Below are 20,523 nucleotides of genomic sequence, written 5' to 3'. Positions count from 1 at the left end.
CTTTGGCGGGCTACGGCCCGCCCTTTTTTTACCTTTCAGGAGCGGATATGAAACTGTTGAACGTTGATGTCGCGGTCATCGGCGGCGGCACCGCAGGGCTCGGCGCCTATCGCGCGGCCAAACTGTCTACCCCCAGCGTGGTGATGATTGAAGGCGGGCCTTACGGCACCACCTGTGCGCGCGTTGGCTGCATGCCATCCAAATTATTGATCGCCGCCGCCGAAGCGGTGCATCAAATCGAACGTGCGCCGGGCTTTGGCGTGCACCCAACCGGCAAAACGCGTATCAACGGACGCGAGGTGATGGCGCGCGTCAAACGCGAACGCGATCGTTTCGTCGGCTTCGTGCTGGAAGGCGTGGACGAGATCCCGGCCGCCGACAAAATTCAGGGCTATGCCCGCTTTATCGACGACAACACGCTGCAGGTCGATGACCATACGCGCATCGTGGCGCAGCGCATCGTGATCGCCACCGGCTCTCGCCCCAGCTGGCCGGCGCCGTGGAATGAACTGGGCGATCGCCTGATCGTCAACGACGATCTGTTCAACTGGGATGACTTGCCGCAGTCCATGGCGGTATTCGGCCCCGGCGTGATCGGGCTGGAGCTGGGGCAAGCGCTGCACCGCCTCGGCGTCGACACCAAAGTCTTCGGCATCGGCGGCGCCGTCGGGCCGCTGACCGACAGCGCCGTGCGCGATTACGCTGCGAAGGCGCTGGGGGAAGAGTTCTACCTCGACGCCGACGTGAAAGTGGAGATGATGCAGCGCGAAGGCGACCGCGTATTTATCCGCTATCAGGATCTGCAGGGCCAGTCGCAGGAGATCCTGGTGGACTACGTGCTGGCCGCCACCGGCCGCCGCCCCAACGTCGACCGGCTGGGTCTCGAAAACACCGGCCTGCAGCTCGACGCTCGAGGCGTGCCGCTGGCCGACCGCCTGACGATGCAAACCAGCGTGCCGCATATCTTTATCGCCGGCGACGCCAGCAACCAGCTGCCGCTGTTGCATGAGGCCAGCGATCAGGCGCGCATCGCCGGCGCCAACGCCGGCAGCTTCCCGGAGATCACTCCGGGTCTGCGCCGCAGCGCGATTTCGGTGGTATTCTCCGATCCGCAGATCGCCATGGTCGGCTCGACCTTCCGCGAGCTGAGCGAGAAGTTCAGCGCCTGCGGCTGTTTTGAAGTGGGCAAGGTCTCGTTTGAGAATCAGGGCCGCTCGCGAGTGATGCTGCGCAACAAGGGCGTTCTGCACGTTTACGGCGAGCAAGGCACCGGCCGTTTCCTCGGTGCGGAAATGATCGGTCCGGACGCCGAACACATTGCGCACCTGTTAGCCTGGGCGCACCAACTGCAGATGACCGTCGATCAGATGCTGGACATGCCGTTCTATCATCCGGTGATCGAAGAAGGCTTGCGCACTGCGCTGCGCGACCTGCAGGCGAAGCTCAAACTCGGCACGGCCGAAATCGAGCGCTGTCAGCGCTGTCCGGGCGAATAACGCCCCCTTCTCAGTTCACATCTACCGGGCCTTCAGGCCCGTTTTTTTTGCGCAGCGCTTTCCAGATTTTCCTCCCTCCTCTTGCCTCACGGCCCTCCTGCGCTCATTTTTTATGCTTCGATATTGAGGTGATATCAATAATAATACTAAAATGGAGGCAGCATGAACGAGATCAGGGATGACATCGCTGATTTGCAACTGCGGCAGAACAGCATCAAATTCGCCGAGTTAGCGAAAATCTGCGTGCGATGGTTTGGGCCGCCGCGCATAAACGGTAGCAGCCATCACGTTTATCGCATGCCCTGGCCAGGCGATCCGCGCATCAATATCCAACGCGGCAACAACGGCGCGGCCAAGGCATATCAGGTTAAGCAGGTCATCGCCGCACTGTCCAGAATGGAGGAAGAACATGGAAAAGCATGAACACTATACCTATCGCATCACCTGGTCAGCGCAAGACCGTGAATATGTCGGGCTGTGCGCCGAATTCCCCTCGTTGTCCTGGCTGGCCGCCACGCGTACCGGCGCATTGGAGGGTATCGAGAAAGTGGTGAGCGAAACGATCGCCGACATGCTGGCACAAGGCGAAACGCCGCCGCAGGCTTTGGCGGAGAAAAATTTCAGCGGCAAACTGGTGCTGCGAATGACGCCGGAACAGCATCGCCGGCTGGCGATCGGCGCGATGGAAGAAGGCGTTAGCCTGAACCGTTATCTCTGCGCACGCCTGGCGGGGTAACGGTTCAAGGGCGGCGCCAGGCCGCCCTCGTCGTCAAGCCAAACGCTGTTTCGCTGCGGCGATTGCCGCGGCCACCTGCTGCGGCGCGACGCCGCCTTTGGCCGCACGTTTGTCCAGGCAGGATTGTAACGCCAGGATCGGATAGACGTCATCGCCGATCGTCGCGCTGAACTGCTGCAAATCCGCCAGCGGCAGCGCTTCCAGCGGTTTGCCCTGGCGAATCGCTTCTACCACCGCCTCGCCGACGATGTGGTGCGCTTCGCGGAACGGCACGCCTTTGGCGACCAGGTAGTCCGCCAGCTCAGTGGCGTTGGCATAACCCTGCTCCGCCGCTTCCCGGCAGCGCGGGCGCTTCACCTGAATGCCGTCCAGCACCAGCGCCGCCATCTGCAGGCAGTCCATCCAGGTGTCGAGCGCGTCGAACAGCCCTTCTTTGTCTTCCTGCATGTCTTTGTTATACGCCAGCGGCAGGCCTTTCAGCGTCATCATCATGCCGGTCAGCGCGCCCTGTACGCGGCCACACTTGCCGCGGATCAGCTCCAGCGCGTCCGGGTTTTTCTTCTGCGGCATCAGCGAAGAGCCGGAGGTCACGCGGTCAGACAGCTCGACAAACGCCGCCTCGCCGCTGTTGAAGAAGATCAGATCTTCGGCGAAGCGCGACAGGTGCACCATGCTGATGGCGGCGTTGGACAGCAGCTCCAGCACGTGATCGCGATCGGATACGCTGTCCAGGCTGTTGCGGGTCGCCGAGGCGAAGCCCAGCCAACCGGCCAGCTGCTCGCGATCGATAGGATACGCGGTGCCGGCCAGCGCACCGCTGCCCAGCGGGCTGACGTCCAGCCGTTTCAGGGTATCCTGCAGGCGGCTTTCATCGCGCGCCAGCATCTCGACATAGGCCAGGCACCAGTGCGCAAACGTCACCGGCTGCGCGCGTTGCAGATGGGTATACCCCGGCATCACCGCATCCTGGTTGGCTTCGGCGGTCTCCACCAGCGCCTGCTGCAGCTGGACGATCGCCTGATGCAGATCGCCGATCTGCTGTTTGCACCACAGCTTCAGATCGGTCGCGACCTGATCGTTGCGGCTGCGGCCGGTGTGCAGCTTCTTGCCCAAATCGCCGACCTTCTCGATCAGCTTCTGCTCCACCCAGCTGTGGATGTCTTCGGCATCGCTTTGCACGATCGCCAAAGGATCGGCCTGGACTTCCGTCAGCAAGGCATTCAGCGCCTGCTCCAGCTGCTGTTGCTCCGTTGCCGTCAACACGTTAACGGTCACCAGCGCCTTCGACCAGGCCACCGAGCCCACGATATCTTGCTCCGCCAGGCGATAATCGAACCGCAGCGAATCGTTGAGTTGCTTGAACCGCTGATCCGCCGCCTGAGTGAACCGTCCGCCCCAAAGTGCCATACCTTTACTCCTGAATTTTTATGCGAAAGGGCGCAGCATGCTGCGCCCTTGCAGAGTCACGCCAATCGGTTATTTATTCTTTTTCTCGTTCAACGCGCGGATGCGTGAAGACAGAGAGAACAGGCGGATAAAGCCGCCCGCGTGGCTGTGATCGTAAACTTCGTCTTCACCGAAGGTGGCGAACTCTTCGGAGTACAGGCTGTTGGCGGATTTTTTCTGGGTCGCCGTCACCTGGCCTTTGTACAGCTGCAGCACCACTTCACCGTTCACCTCTTCAGCCAATGCTTCGGCAGAGGCCTGCAGCGAGCGGCGCAGCGGCGCGAACCAGCGGCCGTCGTACACCACATAGGACATCTCCAGGCCCAGCTGCTCGCGCCATTTGAAGCTGTCGCGATCCAGCACCAGCTGCTCGATGGCGCGCAGCGCCGCCACCATGATGGTGCCCCCCGGGGTCTCATAGCAGCCGCGGGATTTGATGCCCACCAGACGGTTTTCCACGATGTCGATACGGCCGACGCCGTGCTTGGCGCCCAGCGCGTTCAGGGTTTCCAGGCACTGGTACGGCGACAGCGCTTTACCGTTAACCGCCACGACGCGGCCTTTCTCGACGGTAACGGTCACCTGCTCAGGCTGGTCCGGCGCTTCCTGCGGATCGACGGTCCATACCCAGCAATCCTTGTTTGGCGCGTTCCACGGGCTTTCCAGCACGCCGCCTTCGGTGGAGATGTGCCAGGCGTTCTCATCGCGGCTGTAGATTTTCTCCAGCGATGCGGTGGTCGGGATATTGCGCTCTTTCAGGTAATCCAGCAGCGCTTCACGGGAACGCAGGTTCCACTCGCGCCACGGCGCTACCACTTTCAGCTGCGGCGCCAGCGCGGTGTAGGTGGTTTCGAAACGCACCTGATCGTTGCCTTTGCCGGTCGCGCCGTGGCACAGCGCGTCTGCACCCACTTTCAACGCCAGCTCGACCTGCGCCTTGGCGATGATTGGCCGCGCCATCGAGGTGCCCAGCAGGTAGCTGCCCTCGTACAGGGCGCCGGTCTGCAGCACCGGATAAACGTAATCGCGGATAAATTCTTCACGCAGATCGACCACGTGACATTCAGAGGCACCGGACTGCAGGGCTTTTTGCTCCACGCCTTCCAGATCGCTGCGCTCCTGGCCGATGTCCGCCACGAACGCCACCACTTCACAGCCGCCGTAGTTCTCTTTCAGCCATGGAATGATGGCCGAGGTATCCAGGCCGCCGGAGTACGCCAGAACGATTTTTTTGATGCCTTGGTTTTGCATGATCTATTCCTTTCTAATTCTAAAATTAAGCGAGGATCCGGGTGCCAATCGACACGCCGTTAAACAAAGCAGGAAGCTGATCGGCATGGCGCCAGCTGGCGATATCCACCGGGCGGCCGAGGGTGCGGGCAGCGTCGAGCGCCGCATTCACCTTCACCACCATACCATCGGTGATGATGCCTTGCGCGATCAGTTGTTCCGCTTTTTGCGCCGTCATTTCCGCAATGCGTTGGCCCTTGCCGTCGAGGATGCCGCTGACGTCCGACAGCAGGATAAGGTCCGCCCCCAGCGTCGCCGCCAGCGCCGTCGCCGCCTGATCGGCGTTCACATTCATTAACTGCCCTTCGGCGGTGATGCCGATGGAGCTGATAACCGGCAGATAGCCGGCGCCCAGCAGGGTATTGAGCAGCGCGGGCGAACCGGGCTGCGCGTTGCCGACGTGGCCCAATGCCGGATCGAGCGGGGTCACGACCGCGCTGCCGCCGTCCGCCAGGCTCAGGCCGACGGCGTTGATTTGGTGTTTAATCGCCCACGCCAGCAGCGTTTTGTTGGCGGTGCCGGCCAGCGCGCCGGTGATGATGTCGATCTGATCGGCCGGCGTGACCCGCAGGCCGTTCTTTTTCACCACCGGCAAAGCGAGCTGCTTCATCAGTTCGTCCACCACGCAACCGCCGCCGTGCACGATCACCAGCGGACGCTGATGCTGCTGCCGGTAGCTGTCCAACGCGGTAAACAGACGCTCCAGCGCTTCTTCACTGTCTAATAACACGCCACCTAACTTGATAATTAACGGGTTCATTGCTGTTTACTCACGCTGGTTTAAAGGAGTGATTGGGTTTCCGGGAAGCCAAAACGGATATTCAGGCATTGCACCGCCTGCGCCGCCGCGCCTTTCAGCAGATTGTCTTCCACCGCCACGGCGATCAGATGCTCGCCCTGCACCGCAAAACCGATGTCGCAGAACGGCAGCCCCACCACCGCTTTCAGCGCCGGCACGCCCTGGTCGTACAGCCGCACCAGCGGCTTGTCGTCATAGGCGGCATGATAGGCGGCCGCGACGTCCTGCGCGGTCACGCCGGCTTTCAGCCGGCAGGTGATGGTTTCAAGGATACCGCGCGGGAAATTGCCCAGGTGCGGCGTAAAGATGACCGGCACGCCAAGGTGCGCGGCGATCTCCGGCTGATGCCGGTGAGTGAAAATACCGTACGGCTGCAGACTCACTTCGCAGAAGCTGGTGGTCATGCTGGCCTTGCGCCCGGCGCCGCTAACGCCGCTGGTGGCGTTGATCACCGGCCACTGATCCAGATTCAGCAGCTGTTTTTCGATCAACGGTTTCAGCGCCAGCTGCGCCGCCGTCGGGTAACAGCCCGGCACCGCTATCAGCTGCGCCTGTTTAATCTTGTCGCTCTGCCACTCCGCCAGGCCGTACACCGCCTGCTCCAGCAGGGCGCCATGCTGATGTTCGAAACCGTAGTACTGGCTATAAAAACCGGCGTCCTGCACGCGAAAGGCGCCGGACAGATCGAACACCACGCAGCCCGCCGCCAGGAAAGCCGGTGCGATATCGTGGCTGACTTCATGGGCGGTGGCGAGGAACACTACATCGATGCCTTGCGCCGCCTTGGCGACGTCGGTCAACGGCTGCAGCGGCAGATCGACGATGCCTTTCAACTGGGGATGGAGATCGGAAAGCAACTTTCCTGCATCTGCACTTTGCGCTGAAACCGCTAAAGCGGTTATGTTCATGTGTGGGTGGCGATTCAGGTAAGCCGTGAGCTCCGCTCCGGCGTAACCGCTGGCACCAACGATCAGCGTATTCAACATGTGGCCTTTCACCTTCTAAACTGACGTGCGGTCGCTTGCGACCCAGGTAACAGGGCTAGCCAGCGTTGTTGCGCCGTTCACCCACGGAGCCAGGCGTTGATGCTTTTATAAACATCCGGGCATCGGGTTCCCTTACGCTTCGGCTTACTGTATTTTTATTCAAAATAAATGCATGAATATTGATACTATCCTAACCAAAGGCTGTCAACAGTGAAGATGAAATTACCTCCATTTATTGAGCTGTACCGGGCGTTGATCGCCACTCCTTCGATCAGCGCCACCGATGCCGGCCTCGATCAGAGCAATGAGGCGTTAATCAACTTGCTGGCCGGATGGTTTGCCGACCTGGGCTTTCGCGTCGACGTACAGCCGGTGCCGGGGTCGCGCCACAAATTCAACCTGCTGGCCAGCATCGGCGAAGGCAGCGGCGGCCTGCTGCTGGCCGGCCACACCGATACGGTGCCTTACGACGAAGGTCGCTGGACGCGCGATCCCTTCACCCTGACCGAGCACGACAACAAGCTCTACGGGCTGGGCACCGCCGACATGAAAGGCTTCTTCGCCTTTATTCTGGATGCGGTGCGCGATATCGACGCGAGCAAGCTGACCAAGCCGTTGTACATTTTAGCCACCGCAGATGAAGAAACGACGATGGCCGGCGCGCGTTACTTCGCCGCCTCTACCGCCATTCGTCCGGATTTCGCCATCATCGGCGAGCCGACCTCGCTGCAGCCGGTGCGCGCGCACAAGGGCCACATGGCCAACGCCATTCGCATCGTCGGCCAGTCCGGCCACTCCAGCGATCCGGCGCGCGGCGTCAACGCCATCGATCTGATGCACGAGTCCATCGGCCGCCTGATGGAGCTGCGCAAGACCCTGCAGGAGCGCTACAACAATCCGGCGTTCGCCGTGCCTTATCCCACCATGAACTTCGGCCATATCAGCGGCGGCGACGCGGCCAACCGCATCTGCGCCTGTTGCGAACTGCACCTGGATATCCGCCCGCTGCCCGGCATGACGCTCGACAACATCAACGAACTGATGCATCAGGCGCTGGAGCCGGTAAGCCAACGCTGGCCGGGCCGCCTGACCATCGAAGAGCTGCACGCGTCGGTGCCGGGCTACGAGTGCCCGACCGACCACCGCATGGTGGCGGTGATCGAGGAGCTGCTGGGCACCCGCACGCAGGTGGTCAACTACTGCACCGAAGCGCCGTTCGTGCAACAGGTATGCCCGACCCTGGTGCTCGGCCCCGGTTCCATCGATCAGGCTCACCAACCGGACGAATACATCGACACCGCGTTTATCGAACCGACGCGCAAACTGCTGGGTCAGCTGGTCAGTCACTTTTGTCGGCAATAAACCCGACATTTAACAGGGGAAATGCTTTATGCTCCCCCTAACTCAAAATAAGTAGAAGACAGCGAAATAAGCCACGCTGATAACCCACGCGGCGTAATTAAATTTCAGAAAATGCGCCGATTTTGATGTTTTTTTGCTAAAAATAGTGTCAATTGGACGACTGGACAGGAACGCGATGGGATCAGGCAGGCGGTCTGCGCCCGACGCGTGAAATTTATTTACAAGATAAAAATCATACAGAACTGGGTCAGGGGTTATATGAACGAACAATATTCGGCAATGCGCAGTAATGTCAGTATGCTCGGCAAATTGCTCGGCGATACCATCAAAGAAGCGCTGGGCGAGCATATTCTCGATCGCGTTGAGACCATCCGTAAGCTTTCCAAATCCTCACGCGCCGGCAACGAAGCGCATCGCCAGGAGCTGCTCTCCACCCTGCAGAACTTGTCCAACGACGAGCTGCTGCCGGTGGCGCGTGCCTTCAGCCAGTTCCTCAACCTGACCAACGTCGCCGAGCAGTACCACAGCATTTCGCCCAACGGCGAAGCCGCCAGCAATCCGGAAGCGCTGGCTCAACTGTTCAGCCGCCTCAAAGACAAAAAGCTCAGCGACAAAGAGCTGCAGCACGCGGTGTCGCAACTCTCCATCGAGCTGGTGCTGACGGCGCACCCGACGGAGATCACCCGCCGCACCCTGATCCACAAGCTGGTGGAGGTCAACACCTGCCTCAGCCAGCTCGATCACAACGATCTGGCCGACTACGAGCGCAACAAGATCATGCGCCGCCTGCGCCAGCTGGTGGCTCAGTCGTGGCACACCGATGAAATTCGCAAACACCGCCCTTCCCCGATCGACGAAGCCAAATGGGGTTTTGCCGTCGTGGAAAACAGCCTGTGGGAAGGCGTGCCGGCGTTCCTGCGCGAATTCAACGAACAGCTGGAAAACTCCATCGATTACAGCCTGCCGGTAGAAGCGGTGCCGGTGCGCTTCACCTCCTGGATGGGCGGCGACCGCGACGGCAACCCGAACGTCACCGCCGAAATTACCCGCCATGTGCTGCTGCTCAGCCGCTGGAAAGCCTGCGACCTGTTTACCCGCGACATCCAGGTGCTGGTCTCCGAGCTGTCGATGACCGAGTGCACCCCGGAGCTGCGCGCCCGCGCCGGCGGCGATGAGGTGCAGGAGCCTTACCGCGAAATCATGAAGCAGCTGCGCAGCCAGCTGATGAGTTCCCAGGCTTATCTGGAAGGTCGCCTGAAGGGCGAGCGCGTGCTGAAACCGCACGACCTGCTGGTGAACAACGAGCAGCTGTGGGAGCCGCTGTATGCCTGCTACCAGTCGCTGCAGGCCTGCGGCATGGGCATCATCGCCAATGGTCAACTGCTGGATACCCTGCGCCGCGTGCGCTGCTTCGGCGTGCCGCTGGTGCGCATCGACGTGCGTCAGGAGAGCACCCGCCATACCGAAGCCATCGCCGAGCTGACCCGCTATCTGGGGCTGGGCGACTATGAAAGCTGGTCGGAAGCCGATAAACAGGCGTTCCTGATCCGCGAACTGAACTCCAAACGCCCGCTGGTGCCGCTGAAATGGCAACCGAGCGCCGACACGCAGGAAGTGCTGGAAACCTGCCGGGTGATTGCCGAAGCGCCGCAGGGCTCGATCGCCGCCTATGTGATTTCGATGGCGCGCACGCCTTCCGACGTGCTGGCGGTGCACCTGCTGCTGAAAGAGGCCGGCTGCCCGTTCGCGCTGCCGGTCGCCCCGCTGTTCGAAACCCTCGACGACCTGAACAACGCCGACGACGTAATGACCCAGTTGCTGAACATCGACTGGTATCGCGGCTTCATCCAGGGCAAACAGATGGTGATGATCGGCTATTCCGACTCGGCGAAAGACGCCGGCGTGATGGCCGCTTCCTGGGCGCAATACCGCGCGCAGGACGCGCTGATCAAAACCTGTGAAAAGGCCGGCGTGGCGCTGACGCTGTTCCACGGCCGCGGCGGCTCCATCGGCCGCGGCGGCGCTCCGGCGCATGCGGCGCTGCTGTCGCAGCCGCCGGGCAGCCTGAAGGGCGGCCTGCGCGTCACCGAACAGGGCGAGATGATCCGCTTCAAGTTCGGCCTGCCGGAAGTCACCATCAGCAGCCTGGCGCTGTATGCCGGCGCGATCCTCGAGGCCAACCTGCTGCCGCCGCCGGAACCGAAGAAAGAATGGCGAGCGCTGATGGACGACCTGTCCGAGACCTCCTGCCGAATGTATCGCGGCTACGTGCGTGAAAACCCGGACTTCGTGCCTTACTTCCGCGCGGCCACGCCGGAGCTGGAGCTGGGCAAACTGCCGCTGGGCTCACGCCCGGCCAAGCGCAAACCGAACGGCGGCGTAGAGAGCCTGCGCGCCATTCCGTGGATCTTCGCCTGGACGCAGAACCGCCTGATGCTGCCGGCCTGGCTCGGTGCCGGCGCCGGATTGCAGGAAGCGGTGAAAGCCGGCAAACAGGCGGAGCTGGAGGCGATGTGTCGCGACTGGCCGTTCTTCTCCACCCGCATCGCCATGCTGGAAATGGTGTTCGCCAAAGCCGACCTGTGGCTGGCGGAATACTACGATCAGCGCCTGGTGGGTAAATCGCTGTGGCCGCTGGGCCAACAGTTGCGCGATCAGCTGGAAAGCGACATCAAGGTAGTGCTGACCATCGCCAACGATGCACACCTGATGGAAGACCTGCCGTGGATCGCCGAATCCATCGCACTGCGCAACGTCTATACCGACCCGTTGAACGTCTTGCAGGCCGAATTGCTGCACCGTTCGCGCCAGCAGGAGCAGCCGGACGCCCGCGTGGAGCAGGCGCTGATGGTTACCATCGCCGGCGTCGCCGCCGGGATGCGCAACACCGGCTAGTGAACCTCATCGCGGCCCCGTTTATCGGGGCCGTTTTTTTATGTCCCCCCCACAAAAAAAGCGCCGCGGTAAAGCGGCGCCCTTGTCAATGGAGCAATCCCGTCAGGCGGCGGCCACCGGTCGCACGCCCAGCGTGTGGCAGATGGCGTAGCTCATCTCGGCGCGGTTCAGAGTATAGAAGTGGAAATCTTTCACCCCTTCGCGGCTCAGGATCTTCACCATGTCCATGGCGATGTTGGCGCCGACCATTTTGCGGGTCTCCGCATCGTCGTCCAGCCCTTCGAACATGCTGGTCATCCAGCTTGGCACCCGCACGTTGGTCATGGTGGCGAAGCGCTGCAGCTGCTTGAAGTTGGACACCGGCAGAATGCCCGGCACGATTTCCACGTCGATACCGGCGGCGACGCAGCGGTCGCGAAAGCGCAGGTAGCTCTCAACGTCGAAGAAGAACTGGGTAATCGCGCGACTGGCGCCGGCATCGATCTTGCGTTTCAGGTTAATCAAATCGGCCTGGGCGCTCTTCGCCTCCGGGTGCACTTCCGGGTAAGCGGCGACGGAAATGTCGAAGTCACCCACGTCTTTCAGCAGCGCCACCAGATCGGTCGCGTACATGTCCGGCTTGCCGCCGCCCGGCGGCAGATCGCCGCGCAGCGCCACGATATGGCGGATGCCGCTGTTCCAGTAATCGGTCGCGATGTCGCGCAGCTGCGCCGGGCTGGCGTCGATGCAGGTCAGGTGCGGCGCCGCCTCCAGGCCGGTGCGTTCCTTGATCCCTTTGATGATGCTGTGGGTGCGATCGCGCTCGCCGGAATTGGCGCCGTAGGTGACGGAAACGAATTTAGGTTTGAGAATGCTCAGACGATCGATCGACTGCCACAGGGTCTCTTCCATCTCGCTGGTGCGTGGCGGGAAGAACTCGAATGATACGTTAATCTGGCCGTTCAACTCCGCCAGACTCTGATTCAGCGCTTCCCGCTGGTTTGCGTGGAAAAAACTCATACCCTGCTCACCTCTTATCGATCACTGTTTTTATTTCATCTTGATGAGCGTCTATACGTTTAGACGTCTAGATAGAAAATGCCGCATGTTGGCTAAAGAGTCAACAGGAAAATGAGGGGAATAAGATGATTAATCCTCACCCGCTCAACGAGGGAATTTCATGATCGCGACAAAGATAAGTATGGCAGGAAAAGCTAAGGGGCGCGGTGAGCCCGCGCCCGCAGAGAATTAAAGCAGCTGCGCCAATCGGTTAAGGTCTGACTGGATCGCGCCGGCGGTCACATCGCGGCCGGCGCCCGGCCCGCGGATCACCAGCGGATTATCGCGATACCAGCGGCTTTCGATGGCAAACACGTTGTCGCACGGCAGCAACGAGGCCAGAGGATGCTCAGGGCGCACCGCCTCCACGCCGACCCGCGCCTTGCCGTTGGCGTCGAAACGCGCCACGTGGCGCAACACCAGGCCCATTTCACTGGCGGCCTCAAAGCGCTGCTGCATCTGCTGATTCAGCGCCTCGCCGTTCTCGAAGAACTGATCGACGGAGCCCAGCTCGCAGCCCGCCGGCACCAGCGACTCGACCCGCACCTGATTCGGCTCGATGTCGTAACCCGCTTCGCGCGCCAGGATCACCAGCTTGCGCATCACGTCCTGACCGGAGAGATCGACCCGCGGATCCGGTTCGGTCAGCCCCTGCTGCCAGGCCTGATCCACCAGCTCGGTAAACGGCACCGTGCCGTCATACTGCAGGAACAGCCAGGAGAGCGTGCCGGAGAAGATGCCGCTGATCGCCAGAATGCTGTCGCCGCTGTCGCGCAGATCGCGCACCGTGTGGTTGACCGGCAGGCCGGCGCCGACGGTGGCGTTATACAGCCAGTGGCGGCCGGTTTTGGCGAAGGCGTCGCGTATTTGGCGATAGCTGTCGCTGCACGAGGCCCCCGCCAACTTGTTGGCGCTGATCACGTGGAAACCGTAGCTGGCGAAATCCAGATACTGCCCGGCCAGCTCTTCACTGGCGGTCACGTCGAGCACCACCAGATCGTCGAACGGGTGCGCGCGCATCCACAGGAACAGCGATTCTTCATCCAGCTCCTGCGCTTCGTCCTCAAAGAATGCCAGCGCGCGGCTGGCGTCCAGCCCGTCATAGTTCAGCAGGCTGCGGCGGCTGTCCACCACCCCCGCCAGGATAAATTCGAAGCCGCTGCGCGCGGAAATATTGGTCTGCTCGCGGGCGAACAGCTCCAGCCAGCGCGAGCCGATGTTGCCCTTGCCGAACAGCACCAGACCGATGCGCTTCTCGGCGCGGAACAGGCTTTGGTGCAGCCCCTGGATCAGCAGCGCGGTCGGCCCCTGGCGCAATACCGCCACCAGGCTGATGCCATCTTCCGCCTGCCAGATAAACTCGACCGGCTGATCTTTCAGCTGCTGATAGAAACGGTGGCTGTGCAGCGGGTTCTTGCACACCCCGGCGCCGACCATCGCCACCAGCGCCAACCCTTCGCGCAGGCGCAGCTCGCCTGGCAGCACCGCGGCCTGCAGCGTCGCCAGCGCGCTGTTGACCACCTCGGAGGTGTAGCACAGCTGCACCAGGTTGCGGTCAGGGTGGATACCCACCGCCAGCGGTTTAATCTGCGCGCGCTTGAGCACCAGATCCAACTCTTTCTGCGCCAGTTTGAAGTCATGCTGAGCGGCGACGTGCAATTCAATCAGGCACACATCGTCGTGGCTGGTGACAATCTTGGCGCCGGTGCCGGAAGCCAATACGCGCTCGATGCGCGTCGAGCCCTGCTCCGGCTGATAGCTGCAGCGCAGCTGAAGATCGATATCGCTACCGGAGACCGGCTGCAGGGTACGGGTGTGCAACACCGGCGCAGCCAGACGCGCCAGCTCGCTGGCTTCGTCCAGACGTAGCAGCGGCAGCAGGCAGGCGTCTTTCACCTTGCGCGGATCGGCGCTGTAAACCCCGGCCACATCGCTCCAGATGGTGACGCGCGCAGCGCCGGCCAGCGCGCCGACCTGAGTGGCGGAGTAATCGCTGCCGTTACGCCCCAACAGCACGGTTTCCCCGGCGTCGTTGCGCGAAATGAACCCGGTCACCACCAGGCGTTTACCCGGGTGTTGGGCCATCAATTGTTGCAACAGCGGGTAAGAACGGCCTTCATCCACCTGCGGCTGCGCGGCGCGCTCGGCGCGCAGGAAGTCACGCGCATCCAGCCAGGCCGCCTGCATGTCCAGGTGGTTGAGCACCGCCGCCATCAGGCGCGCCGACCAAATCTCGCCGTGCCCGACCACTTCGGCGTAGCACACCTCGTCGACGTTGCCGTCCAGCAGCGCCGCCAGACGTTCCAGATCCTGAATGAACTCGGCGATCAGCGGCTCGGCGCTTTCCGGCGGCAACAGGCCGCTGATAAGATCGCTGTGATAACGACGCAACGTCTGCTGCACCTGGTGCGCAGACAGGCGATCGCTCTGGCTGAGCTTCAGCCAGCTGATCAACTGGTTGGTGGTACTGCCGGCGGCCGATACCACCATCATGTCGCCCGGCTGGCTGTATTCCGCCATAATCCCGGCCACACGCAGATAACACTTCACATCCGCCAGACTGCTGCCGCCAAACTTGTGCAGTTGACGCCCGCTCACCGGCCCTGCTACAGCAATTGCATTCATGCTTACCTCGTTGCCGCCGCCTGGAAAGCGCGTTCCAGATCGGCAATCAAATCTTCACTGTCTTCAATACCCACGGAAATGCGCAGCAGGCTCTCGGAGATGCCGGCCGCTGCCCGCGCCTCCGCCGCCATGCCGGCGTGGGTCATGGTCGCCGCATGCGAGATCAGGCTTTCTACGCCGCCCAGCGATTCTGCCAGAGTAAACAGCTCAAGGGCAGAGAGAAAACGGCGCAGCACCGCTTCATCGCCGTCCAGTTCAAAACTCAGCATCGCGCCGAAACCGCGCTGCTGACGGCGGGCGATCTCATGCCCCGGATTCTCCGGCAGGGAAGGATGATACAGCTTTTTCACCAGCGGTTGCTGCTGTAAATAGTCAACAATCGCTTCAGCGTTTTGTTGCGCCGCCTTGATGCGTGGCGACAGCGTGCGCATGCCGCGCAGCAACAGATAGCTGTCGAACGCGCCGCCGGTCACGCCGATGTTGTTCGCCCACCAGGCCAGCTCGACCGCCAGCTCGGGATCTTTGGCGATCACTGCGCCGGCCACCACGTCCGAATGCCCGTTCAGGTATTTGGTGCAAGAATGGACCACCAGATCGGCACCGAGTTCGATCGGCTGTTGCAGGGCCGGGCTGAGGAAGGTGTTGTCCACCACCGTCAACGCGCCCACCGCGTGCGCAGCAGCGCAGATCGCCGCGATGTCCACCACCCGCAGCAGCGGATTGCTGGGGCTTTCTATCAACACCAGCTTCGGCTTTTGCGCCAGCGCCTGTTGCAGGGCTTCTTCATTACCTTGATCGACGAACAGCACGCGATAAGCGCCGCGTTTGCTCAGGCTGTCGAACAGCCGATAGCTGCCGCCGTAGCAGTCGTGCGGCGCCACCAGCAGATCGCCGGGCTTCAGCAGTACGGTGGTCACCAGGTGGATCGCCGACATCCCGCTGCCGGTCATCACCGCGCCGGCGCCGCCTTCCAGCTCCGCCAACGCGCGCTGCACCACGTCGCGCGTCGGGTTGCCGCGGCGCGAGTAGTCATGAGCTCGGGGTTGATTGAAGTCGGTAAAGTTATAGGTGCTGGACAGATGAATCGGCGGGACAACGCAGCCGTACTGTTCGTCGTCGTTCAGGCCGCTGCGTACGGCAATCGTGGCTGGTTTACGCGTCATGGGCTCGCTCGGCTCTCGGTTCGGTGAATGAGGCCTAAAGAGTAATCGCAGGATTGATAGACGTCAATACATCTGGACATCTAAACTTCTTTGCGTATAGATTGAGCAATGACACAATACCCGCTAAAATTATGCCGATATGACATGACGATAAGATGTTAAGCGGCAATGCCTGGCCGAAGCGGGGCATTCAGTGACCCTGGTCGCGTAAAATTGACATTTATTTAGTGAGAACAGTGAAGATCGGGCATAATTGGCCGGTTTTTAGAATTTTGTAATTTTTCTGACAAAGTTAAGGTGTCCCATGGCTGAGTGGAACGGCGAGTATGTCAGCCCTTACGCTGAACACGGTAAAAAAAGCGAGCAAGTCAAAAAGATCACGGTATCCATTCCGCTGAAGGTCCTGAAAATCCTCACCGACGAACGGACCCGTCGCCAGGTGAACAACCTGCGCCACGCCACCAACAGCGAACTTCTGTGCGAAGCGTTTCTGCATGCCTTTACCGGCCAGCCGCTGCCGAACGATGAAGACCTGCGTAAAGAGCGCAGCGATGAAATCCCGGAAGCCGCAAAAGCGTTGATGCGCGAACTGGGTGTCGATCCCGACACCTGGGAATATTGAGAACCGCCCGGCGAACGCCGGCGGCAGAAAAGAAAAAAGGCGCCCAGGGCGCCTTTTTCATCGGTCGATAAGAAATCTTATTTCTTAGCGCCTGGTACGCTGAAACGCTTGTTGAAGCGGTCAACGCGGCCACCGGTAGCAACATCACGCTGCTTGCCAGTGTAGAACGGGTGGCATGCGCCACAAACGTCCAGGTTCAGATCGTGGCCCACGGTGGAGCGGATCTTCATCACGTTACCGCAAGAGCAGTTAGCAGTAACTTCTTCGTATTTTGGGTGGATACCTTGTTTCATGGGAAACCTCAGTTAAGGCCGTGTCGCTATCCAGCCCTGTTTCGCCAGACACCACACGTGGTTGATAATAGAATTTTGGTATCGAATTATACCAAAGGCGGCAAATTATACAGCATTAGTTGGGGCGCGCAATCGGAACCGTACATTTGCCGATGCGCCGTGTAAACTGATGCCCACTTTTTTTCAATTTGGATGAGATCATGCCCGTCGTACACGTTGCTTTGCCGGTCCCCCTCGCCCGCACCTTCGACTATCTGCTGCCGCCCGGCATGCAGCCGGTGGCCGGCGCGCGCGTGGGCGTGCCCTGGGGCAGGCAGCATGCAATCGGCATCGTCACCGGCTGCAGCGACACCAGCGAACTGCCGTTGGACAAACTCAAACCGATCGACAGCGTGATCGACACGCAATCGCTGTTCTCCCCCAGCCTGTGGCGCATCCTGCGCTGGGCCAGCGATTACTACCACTATCCCATCGGCGAAGTGCTGTTCCACGCGCTGCCGATCCTGCTGCGCCAAGGCAAACCGGCCGAGGCCGCGCCGCTGTGGCAGTGGTTCGCCACCGAAGAGGGGCGCGCCACGCCGCCCGAAAGCCTGAAACGCGCGCCGAAACAGCAGCAGGCGCTGGCGGCGCTGTTGCAACGCCCGGTCTATCGCCATCAGGTCAGCCAGCTTGAGCTGACGGAAAGCGCCCTGCAGGCGCTGCGCGCCAAAGGGCTGATCGATCTGCGCGCTCAGGTCGCGGCCACGCAGGACTGGCGCCCCAACTTTGCGGTGCTCGGCGAGCGGCTGCGGCTGAATACCGAACAGGCCACCGCCGTCGGGGCGATCCGAAGCGAAGATGAGCAGTTTGCCGCCTGGCTGCTGGCCGGGGTCACCGGCTCCGGCAAGACCGAGGTGTATCTCAGCGTGCTGGAGAACGTGTTAGCCAAAGGCCGGCAGGCGCTGGTGCTGGTGCCGGAAATCGGCCTGACGCCGCAAACCATCGCCCGCTTTCGCGAGCGCTTCAACGCGCCGGTGGACGTGCTGCACTCCGGGCTGAACGACAGCGAACGGCTGGCGGTTTGGCTGCGCGCGCGCAGCGGCGAAGCCGCGATCGTCATCGGCACCCGCTCAGCGCTGTTCACGCCGTTCCGGCAACTGGGCGTTATCATCATCGACGAAGAGCACGACAGCTCTTATAAACAGCAGGAAGGCTGGCGCTACCACGCCCGCGATCTGGCGGTGTTCCGCGCCCGGGAAGAAGATATTCCGATGGTGATGGGCTCCGCCACGCCGGCACTGGAAACGCTGCACAACGTGCAGCTGGGCAAATATCGCCAGTTAAAGCTCACCCAGCGCGCGGGCAACGCCAAACCGGCGGCGCAGCATCTGATCGATCTGAAAGGGTTGCCGCTGAAGGTCGGCCTGTCGCAGCCGCTGTTGAAAAGCATGCAGCACCATTTAAAAGCCGGCAATCAGGTGATGCTGTTCCTCAACCGCCGCGGCTATGCCCCGGCGCTGCTGTGCCACGAGTGCGGCTGGATCGCCGAGTGCCAGCGCTGCGATCACTATTACACCTTCCACCAGCATCAGCGCCAGCTGCGCTGCCACCACTGCGACAGCCAGCGACCGGTGCCGCACCAATGCCCGCAGTGCGGCTCCACCCACCTGGTATCGGTCGGCGTCGGCACCGAGCAGCTGGAGCAGGAGCTGGCACCGCTGTTCCCCGACACGCCGATCACCCGCATCGATCGCGACACCACCAGCCGTAAAGGGGCGCTGGAACAGCATCTGGCGGATATTCATCGAGGCGAAGCGCGCATTCTGATCGGCACGCAAATGCTGGCCAAGGGCCACCATTTTCCCGACGTCACGCTGGTGGCGTTGCTGGACGTGGACGGCGCGCTGTTCTCCGCCGACTTCCGCTCCGCCGAGCGTTTTGCTCAGCTCTATACCCAGGTCTCCGGGCGCGCGGGGCGAGCGGGCAAACAGGGTGAAGTGCTGCTGCAAACCCACCACCCGGAGCACCCGTTATTGCAAGTGCTGCTGCAACAAGGTTACGACGCCTTCGCCAAACAGACGCTGGCGGAGCGCAACAGCGTGTTTCTGCCGCCCTACACCAGCCACATCATCGTGCGCGCCGAAGATCACGATAACCAACAGGCCCCGCTGTTCCTGCAGCAGTTGCGCAATCTGTTGGAAGCCAGTCCGCTTAAGGACGATTCGCTGTGGGTGATGGGCCCGGTGCCGGCGCTGCAGTCCAAACGCGGCGGCCGTTTCCGCTGGCAGCTGCTGCTGCAGCATCCGACACGGCGCGTCCTGCAACAGCTGATGAAAAGCTCGCTGCCGCTGATCGGCACCCTGCCGCAAACGCGCAAGGTGAAATGGACGCTGGATGTCGATCCGATCGACAGCTGATCCCGGAAAAGTCCGATTTAGCTGCCGTCATGCAAACGTTTACCCTTTAAATTGCGAGCGAACGCTAAAAAACCTTCTCGGGTCACATTTTTTATGCAAATTAGGTAACAAAGGCGGGGCGTATTCTGTTTAGAATGTCTGCGAGGGCAAATTTTGTCGCCACATCGCAGCGCGACGGAGTGCTCGAACGCGAGTGGCGCCAATGACAACAATCCCGCCACCGCATGCCGGACATTGTGAGCAAACAGCAGTAGTGGCGTCGGCATGGGGCTGACGCAAGGAGAAAGGCGTTGGAACACAAGAAAGAGTTATCCATGGCGACCATGAAAGACGTCGCCGAAATGGCGGGCGTTTCAACGGCTACCGTATCGCGTGCGCTGATGAATCCGGAAAAGGTGTCAACGCCAACGCGTCAGAAAGTGGAACAGGCCGTGCTGGCCGTGGGTTATTCTCCTCATGCTCTGTCACGCAATATCAAACGCAACGAATCTCGCACCATCCTGGTGATCGTGCCCGACATCTGCGATCCGTTTTTCGCGGATGTGATCCAGGGGATCGAACAGACCGCCGCCCAACAAGGTTATCTGGTGCTGATCGGCGACTGCGCGCAGCAGAACCAGCAAGAACGCACCTTCGTCAATCTGATCATCACCAAACAGATCGACGGCATGCTGCTGCTGGGCTCTAATCTACCGTTCGACGCCAGCAAGGAAGAGCAGCGCAACCTACCGCCGATGGTGATGGCCAATGAGTTCGCGCCCGAGTTGGAACTGCCGACGGTGCATATCGACAACCTGACCGCCGCCTTTGAAGCCGTGCATTATTTGCATCAATTGGGCCACCGGCAGATCGCCTGCGTCGCCGGACCAGAACAGATGCCGCTGAGCCATTATCGGCTGCAGGGTTATGTTCAAGCGCTACGCCGTAATGGCATTACCGTCGAAAGCAGCTATATTACCCGGGGTGATTTTACCTACGAAGCCGGCGCGCAAGCGCTGACCCAGTTGATGGCTCAGCCGAAACCGCCGACGGCGGTGTTCTGCCACAGCGACGTCATGGCGATCGGCGTGCTGTCCCAGGCGAAGAAAATGGGGCTGCGGGTACCGCAGGATCTGTCGATCGTCGGCTTTGACGACCTCAAGCTGGCGCAGTATTGCGATCCGCCGCTGACCACGGTGGCGCAGCCGCGCTTCCAGATCGGCCAGCAGGCGATGTTGTTGCTGTTGGAACAGTTGAACGGCCAGACGGTGGCCAGCGGCTCCCGACTCTTGGACAGTGAATTGATTATCAGAGGCAGCACCGCTGCTCCGAAACGCTAGTCAAATATTTTAGGGTTCAGTAACATGACGGACTTATCCTCTCATCAGGACACAGCG

Annotated in this window: 16 protein-coding genes; 8 read left to right on the top strand and 8 right to left on the bottom strand. The window is 61.2% G+C overall.

Annotated features, from left to right (window positions below):
- Nucleotides 1-47: 47 nt before the first annotated feature.
- From J9788_RS23495 to J9788_RS23485, 3 genes are all read left to right on the top strand, one after another.
- The gene (locus J9788_RS23495) at nt 48-1,496 is read left to right on the top strand and encodes a dihydrolipoyl dehydrogenase (protein WP_182265738.1); all 1,449 of its coding nucleotides are present in this window, start codon (nt 48-50) and stop codon (nt 1,494-1,496) included.
- Between the two features lie 162 nt (nt 1,497-1,658).
- Entirely contained in the window at nt 1,659-1,919 is a 261-nt protein-coding gene (locus tag J9788_RS23490; protein ID WP_182265739.1) for a toxin HicA, read from the top strand.
- A complete protein-coding gene (locus J9788_RS23485; protein WP_033652204.1) occupies nt 1,906-2,232 on the top strand; it encodes a type II toxin-antitoxin system HicB family antitoxin in 327 nt (108 codons plus the stop codon). The genes J9788_RS23490 and J9788_RS23485 overlap by 14 nt, the downstream gene beginning before the upstream one ends.
- Before the next feature lie 33 nt (nt 2,233-2,265).
- Here the strand turns inward: J9788_RS23485 and argH are convergent, their stop codons facing one another.
- The 4 genes from argH to argC all read right to left on the bottom strand — a co-directional run bounded on the left by argH (nt 2,266) and on the right by argC (nt 6,753).
- Nucleotides 2,266-3,639: an argininosuccinate lyase gene (gene argH, locus J9788_RS23480; RefSeq protein ID WP_004931059.1), complete on the bottom strand. Its 1,374-nt coding sequence runs from the start codon at nt 3,637-3,639 to the stop codon at nt 2,266-2,268.
- Between the two features lie 69 nt (nt 3,640-3,708).
- A complete protein-coding gene (locus tag J9788_RS23475; protein ID WP_004931061.1) occupies nt 3,709-4,929 on the bottom strand; it encodes an argininosuccinate synthase in 1,221 nt (406 codons plus the stop codon).
- Nucleotides 4,930-4,954: 25 nt separating this feature from the next.
- Nucleotides 4,955-5,728 carry an acetylglutamate kinase gene (gene argB / locus J9788_RS23470; RefSeq protein ID WP_016929723.1) on the bottom strand — a complete coding sequence of 258 codons (774 nt, stop codon included), beginning with the start codon at nt 5,726-5,728 and terminating at the stop codon, nt 4,955-4,957.
- Nucleotides 5,729-5,748: 20 nt separating this feature from the next.
- Entirely contained in the window at nt 5,749-6,753 is a 1,005-nt protein-coding gene (gene argC / locus J9788_RS23465) for an N-acetyl-gamma-glutamyl-phosphate reductase (RefSeq protein ID WP_025304655.1), read from the bottom strand.
- Between the two features lie 216 nt (nt 6,754-6,969).
- Between argC and argE the strand changes: the two genes are divergently transcribed.
- Together argE and ppc are read left to right on the top strand one after the other, a co-directional pair.
- Nucleotides 6,970-8,115 (top strand): acetylornithine deacetylase, encoded by a 1,146-nt coding sequence (argE, locus tag J9788_RS23460; protein ID WP_182265740.1) that lies wholly within the window; start codon nt 6,970-6,972, stop codon nt 8,113-8,115.
- Between the two features lie 258 nt (nt 8,116-8,373).
- Nucleotides 8,374-11,010 (top strand): phosphoenolpyruvate carboxylase, encoded by a 2,637-nt coding sequence (ppc, locus tag J9788_RS23455; RefSeq protein ID WP_046897405.1) that lies wholly within the window; start codon nt 8,374-8,376, stop codon nt 11,008-11,010.
- A 102-nt stretch (nt 11,011-11,112) separates the two neighbouring features.
- Here ppc and metF read toward each other — a convergent pair whose 3' ends face one another.
- The 3 genes from metF to metB form a co-directional block, all read right to left on the bottom strand.
- The gene (gene metF / locus J9788_RS23450; protein WP_004931071.1) at nt 11,113-12,009 is read right to left on the bottom strand and encodes a methylenetetrahydrofolate reductase; all 897 of its coding nucleotides are present in this window, start codon (nt 12,007-12,009) and stop codon (nt 11,113-11,115) included.
- Nucleotides 12,010-12,237: 228 nt separating this feature from the next.
- A complete protein-coding gene (locus J9788_RS23445; RefSeq protein WP_182265741.1) occupies nt 12,238-14,673 on the bottom strand; it encodes a bifunctional aspartate kinase/homoserine dehydrogenase II in 2,436 nt (811 codons plus the stop codon).
- A 2-nt stretch (nt 14,674-14,675) separates the two neighbouring features.
- On the bottom strand, nt 14,676-15,836 hold the full coding sequence (gene metB, locus J9788_RS23440) for a cystathionine gamma-synthase (protein WP_182265742.1): 1,161 nt from the start codon (nt 15,834-15,836) through the stop codon (nt 14,676-14,678).
- A 304-nt stretch (nt 15,837-16,140) separates the two neighbouring features.
- On the opposite strand from metB, the gene metJ reads away from it, so the two are divergent.
- Nucleotides 16,141-16,458, top strand: coding sequence for a met regulon transcriptional regulator MetJ (metJ, locus tag J9788_RS23435; protein WP_004931076.1), 318 nt, complete (start codon nt 16,141-16,143; stop codon nt 16,456-16,458).
- A 77-nt stretch (nt 16,459-16,535) separates the two neighbouring features.
- Here metJ and rpmE read toward each other — a convergent pair whose 3' ends face one another.
- Nucleotides 16,536-16,751: a 50S ribosomal protein L31 gene (gene rpmE / locus J9788_RS23430; RefSeq protein ID WP_004931078.1), complete on the bottom strand. Its 216-nt coding sequence runs from the start codon at nt 16,749-16,751 to the stop codon at nt 16,536-16,538.
- A gap of 200 nt (nt 16,752-16,951) precedes the next feature.
- Between rpmE and priA the strand changes: the two genes are divergently transcribed.
- Both priA and cytR read left to right on the top strand, forming a co-directional pair.
- On the top strand, nt 16,952-19,147 hold the full coding sequence (priA, locus tag J9788_RS23425; RefSeq protein WP_182265743.1) for a primosomal protein N': 2,196 nt from the start codon (nt 16,952-16,954) through the stop codon (nt 19,145-19,147).
- Between the two features lie 290 nt (nt 19,148-19,437).
- Nucleotides 19,438-20,466: a DNA-binding transcriptional regulator CytR gene (gene cytR, locus J9788_RS23420; protein ID WP_025304661.1), complete on the top strand. Its 1,029-nt coding sequence runs from the start codon at nt 19,438-19,440 to the stop codon at nt 20,464-20,466.
- Nucleotides 20,467-20,523: the final 57 nt, after the last annotated feature.

This window comes from Serratia sp. X10, from assembly GCF_017811775.1.
In the GTDB taxonomy this organism is placed as follows: Bacteria; Pseudomonadota; Gammaproteobacteria; order Enterobacterales; family Enterobacteriaceae; genus Serratia; species Serratia ureilytica.
Note: the sequence above shows the minus strand (reverse complement) of the source record. Positions and strands in the feature narration are given on the sequence as shown.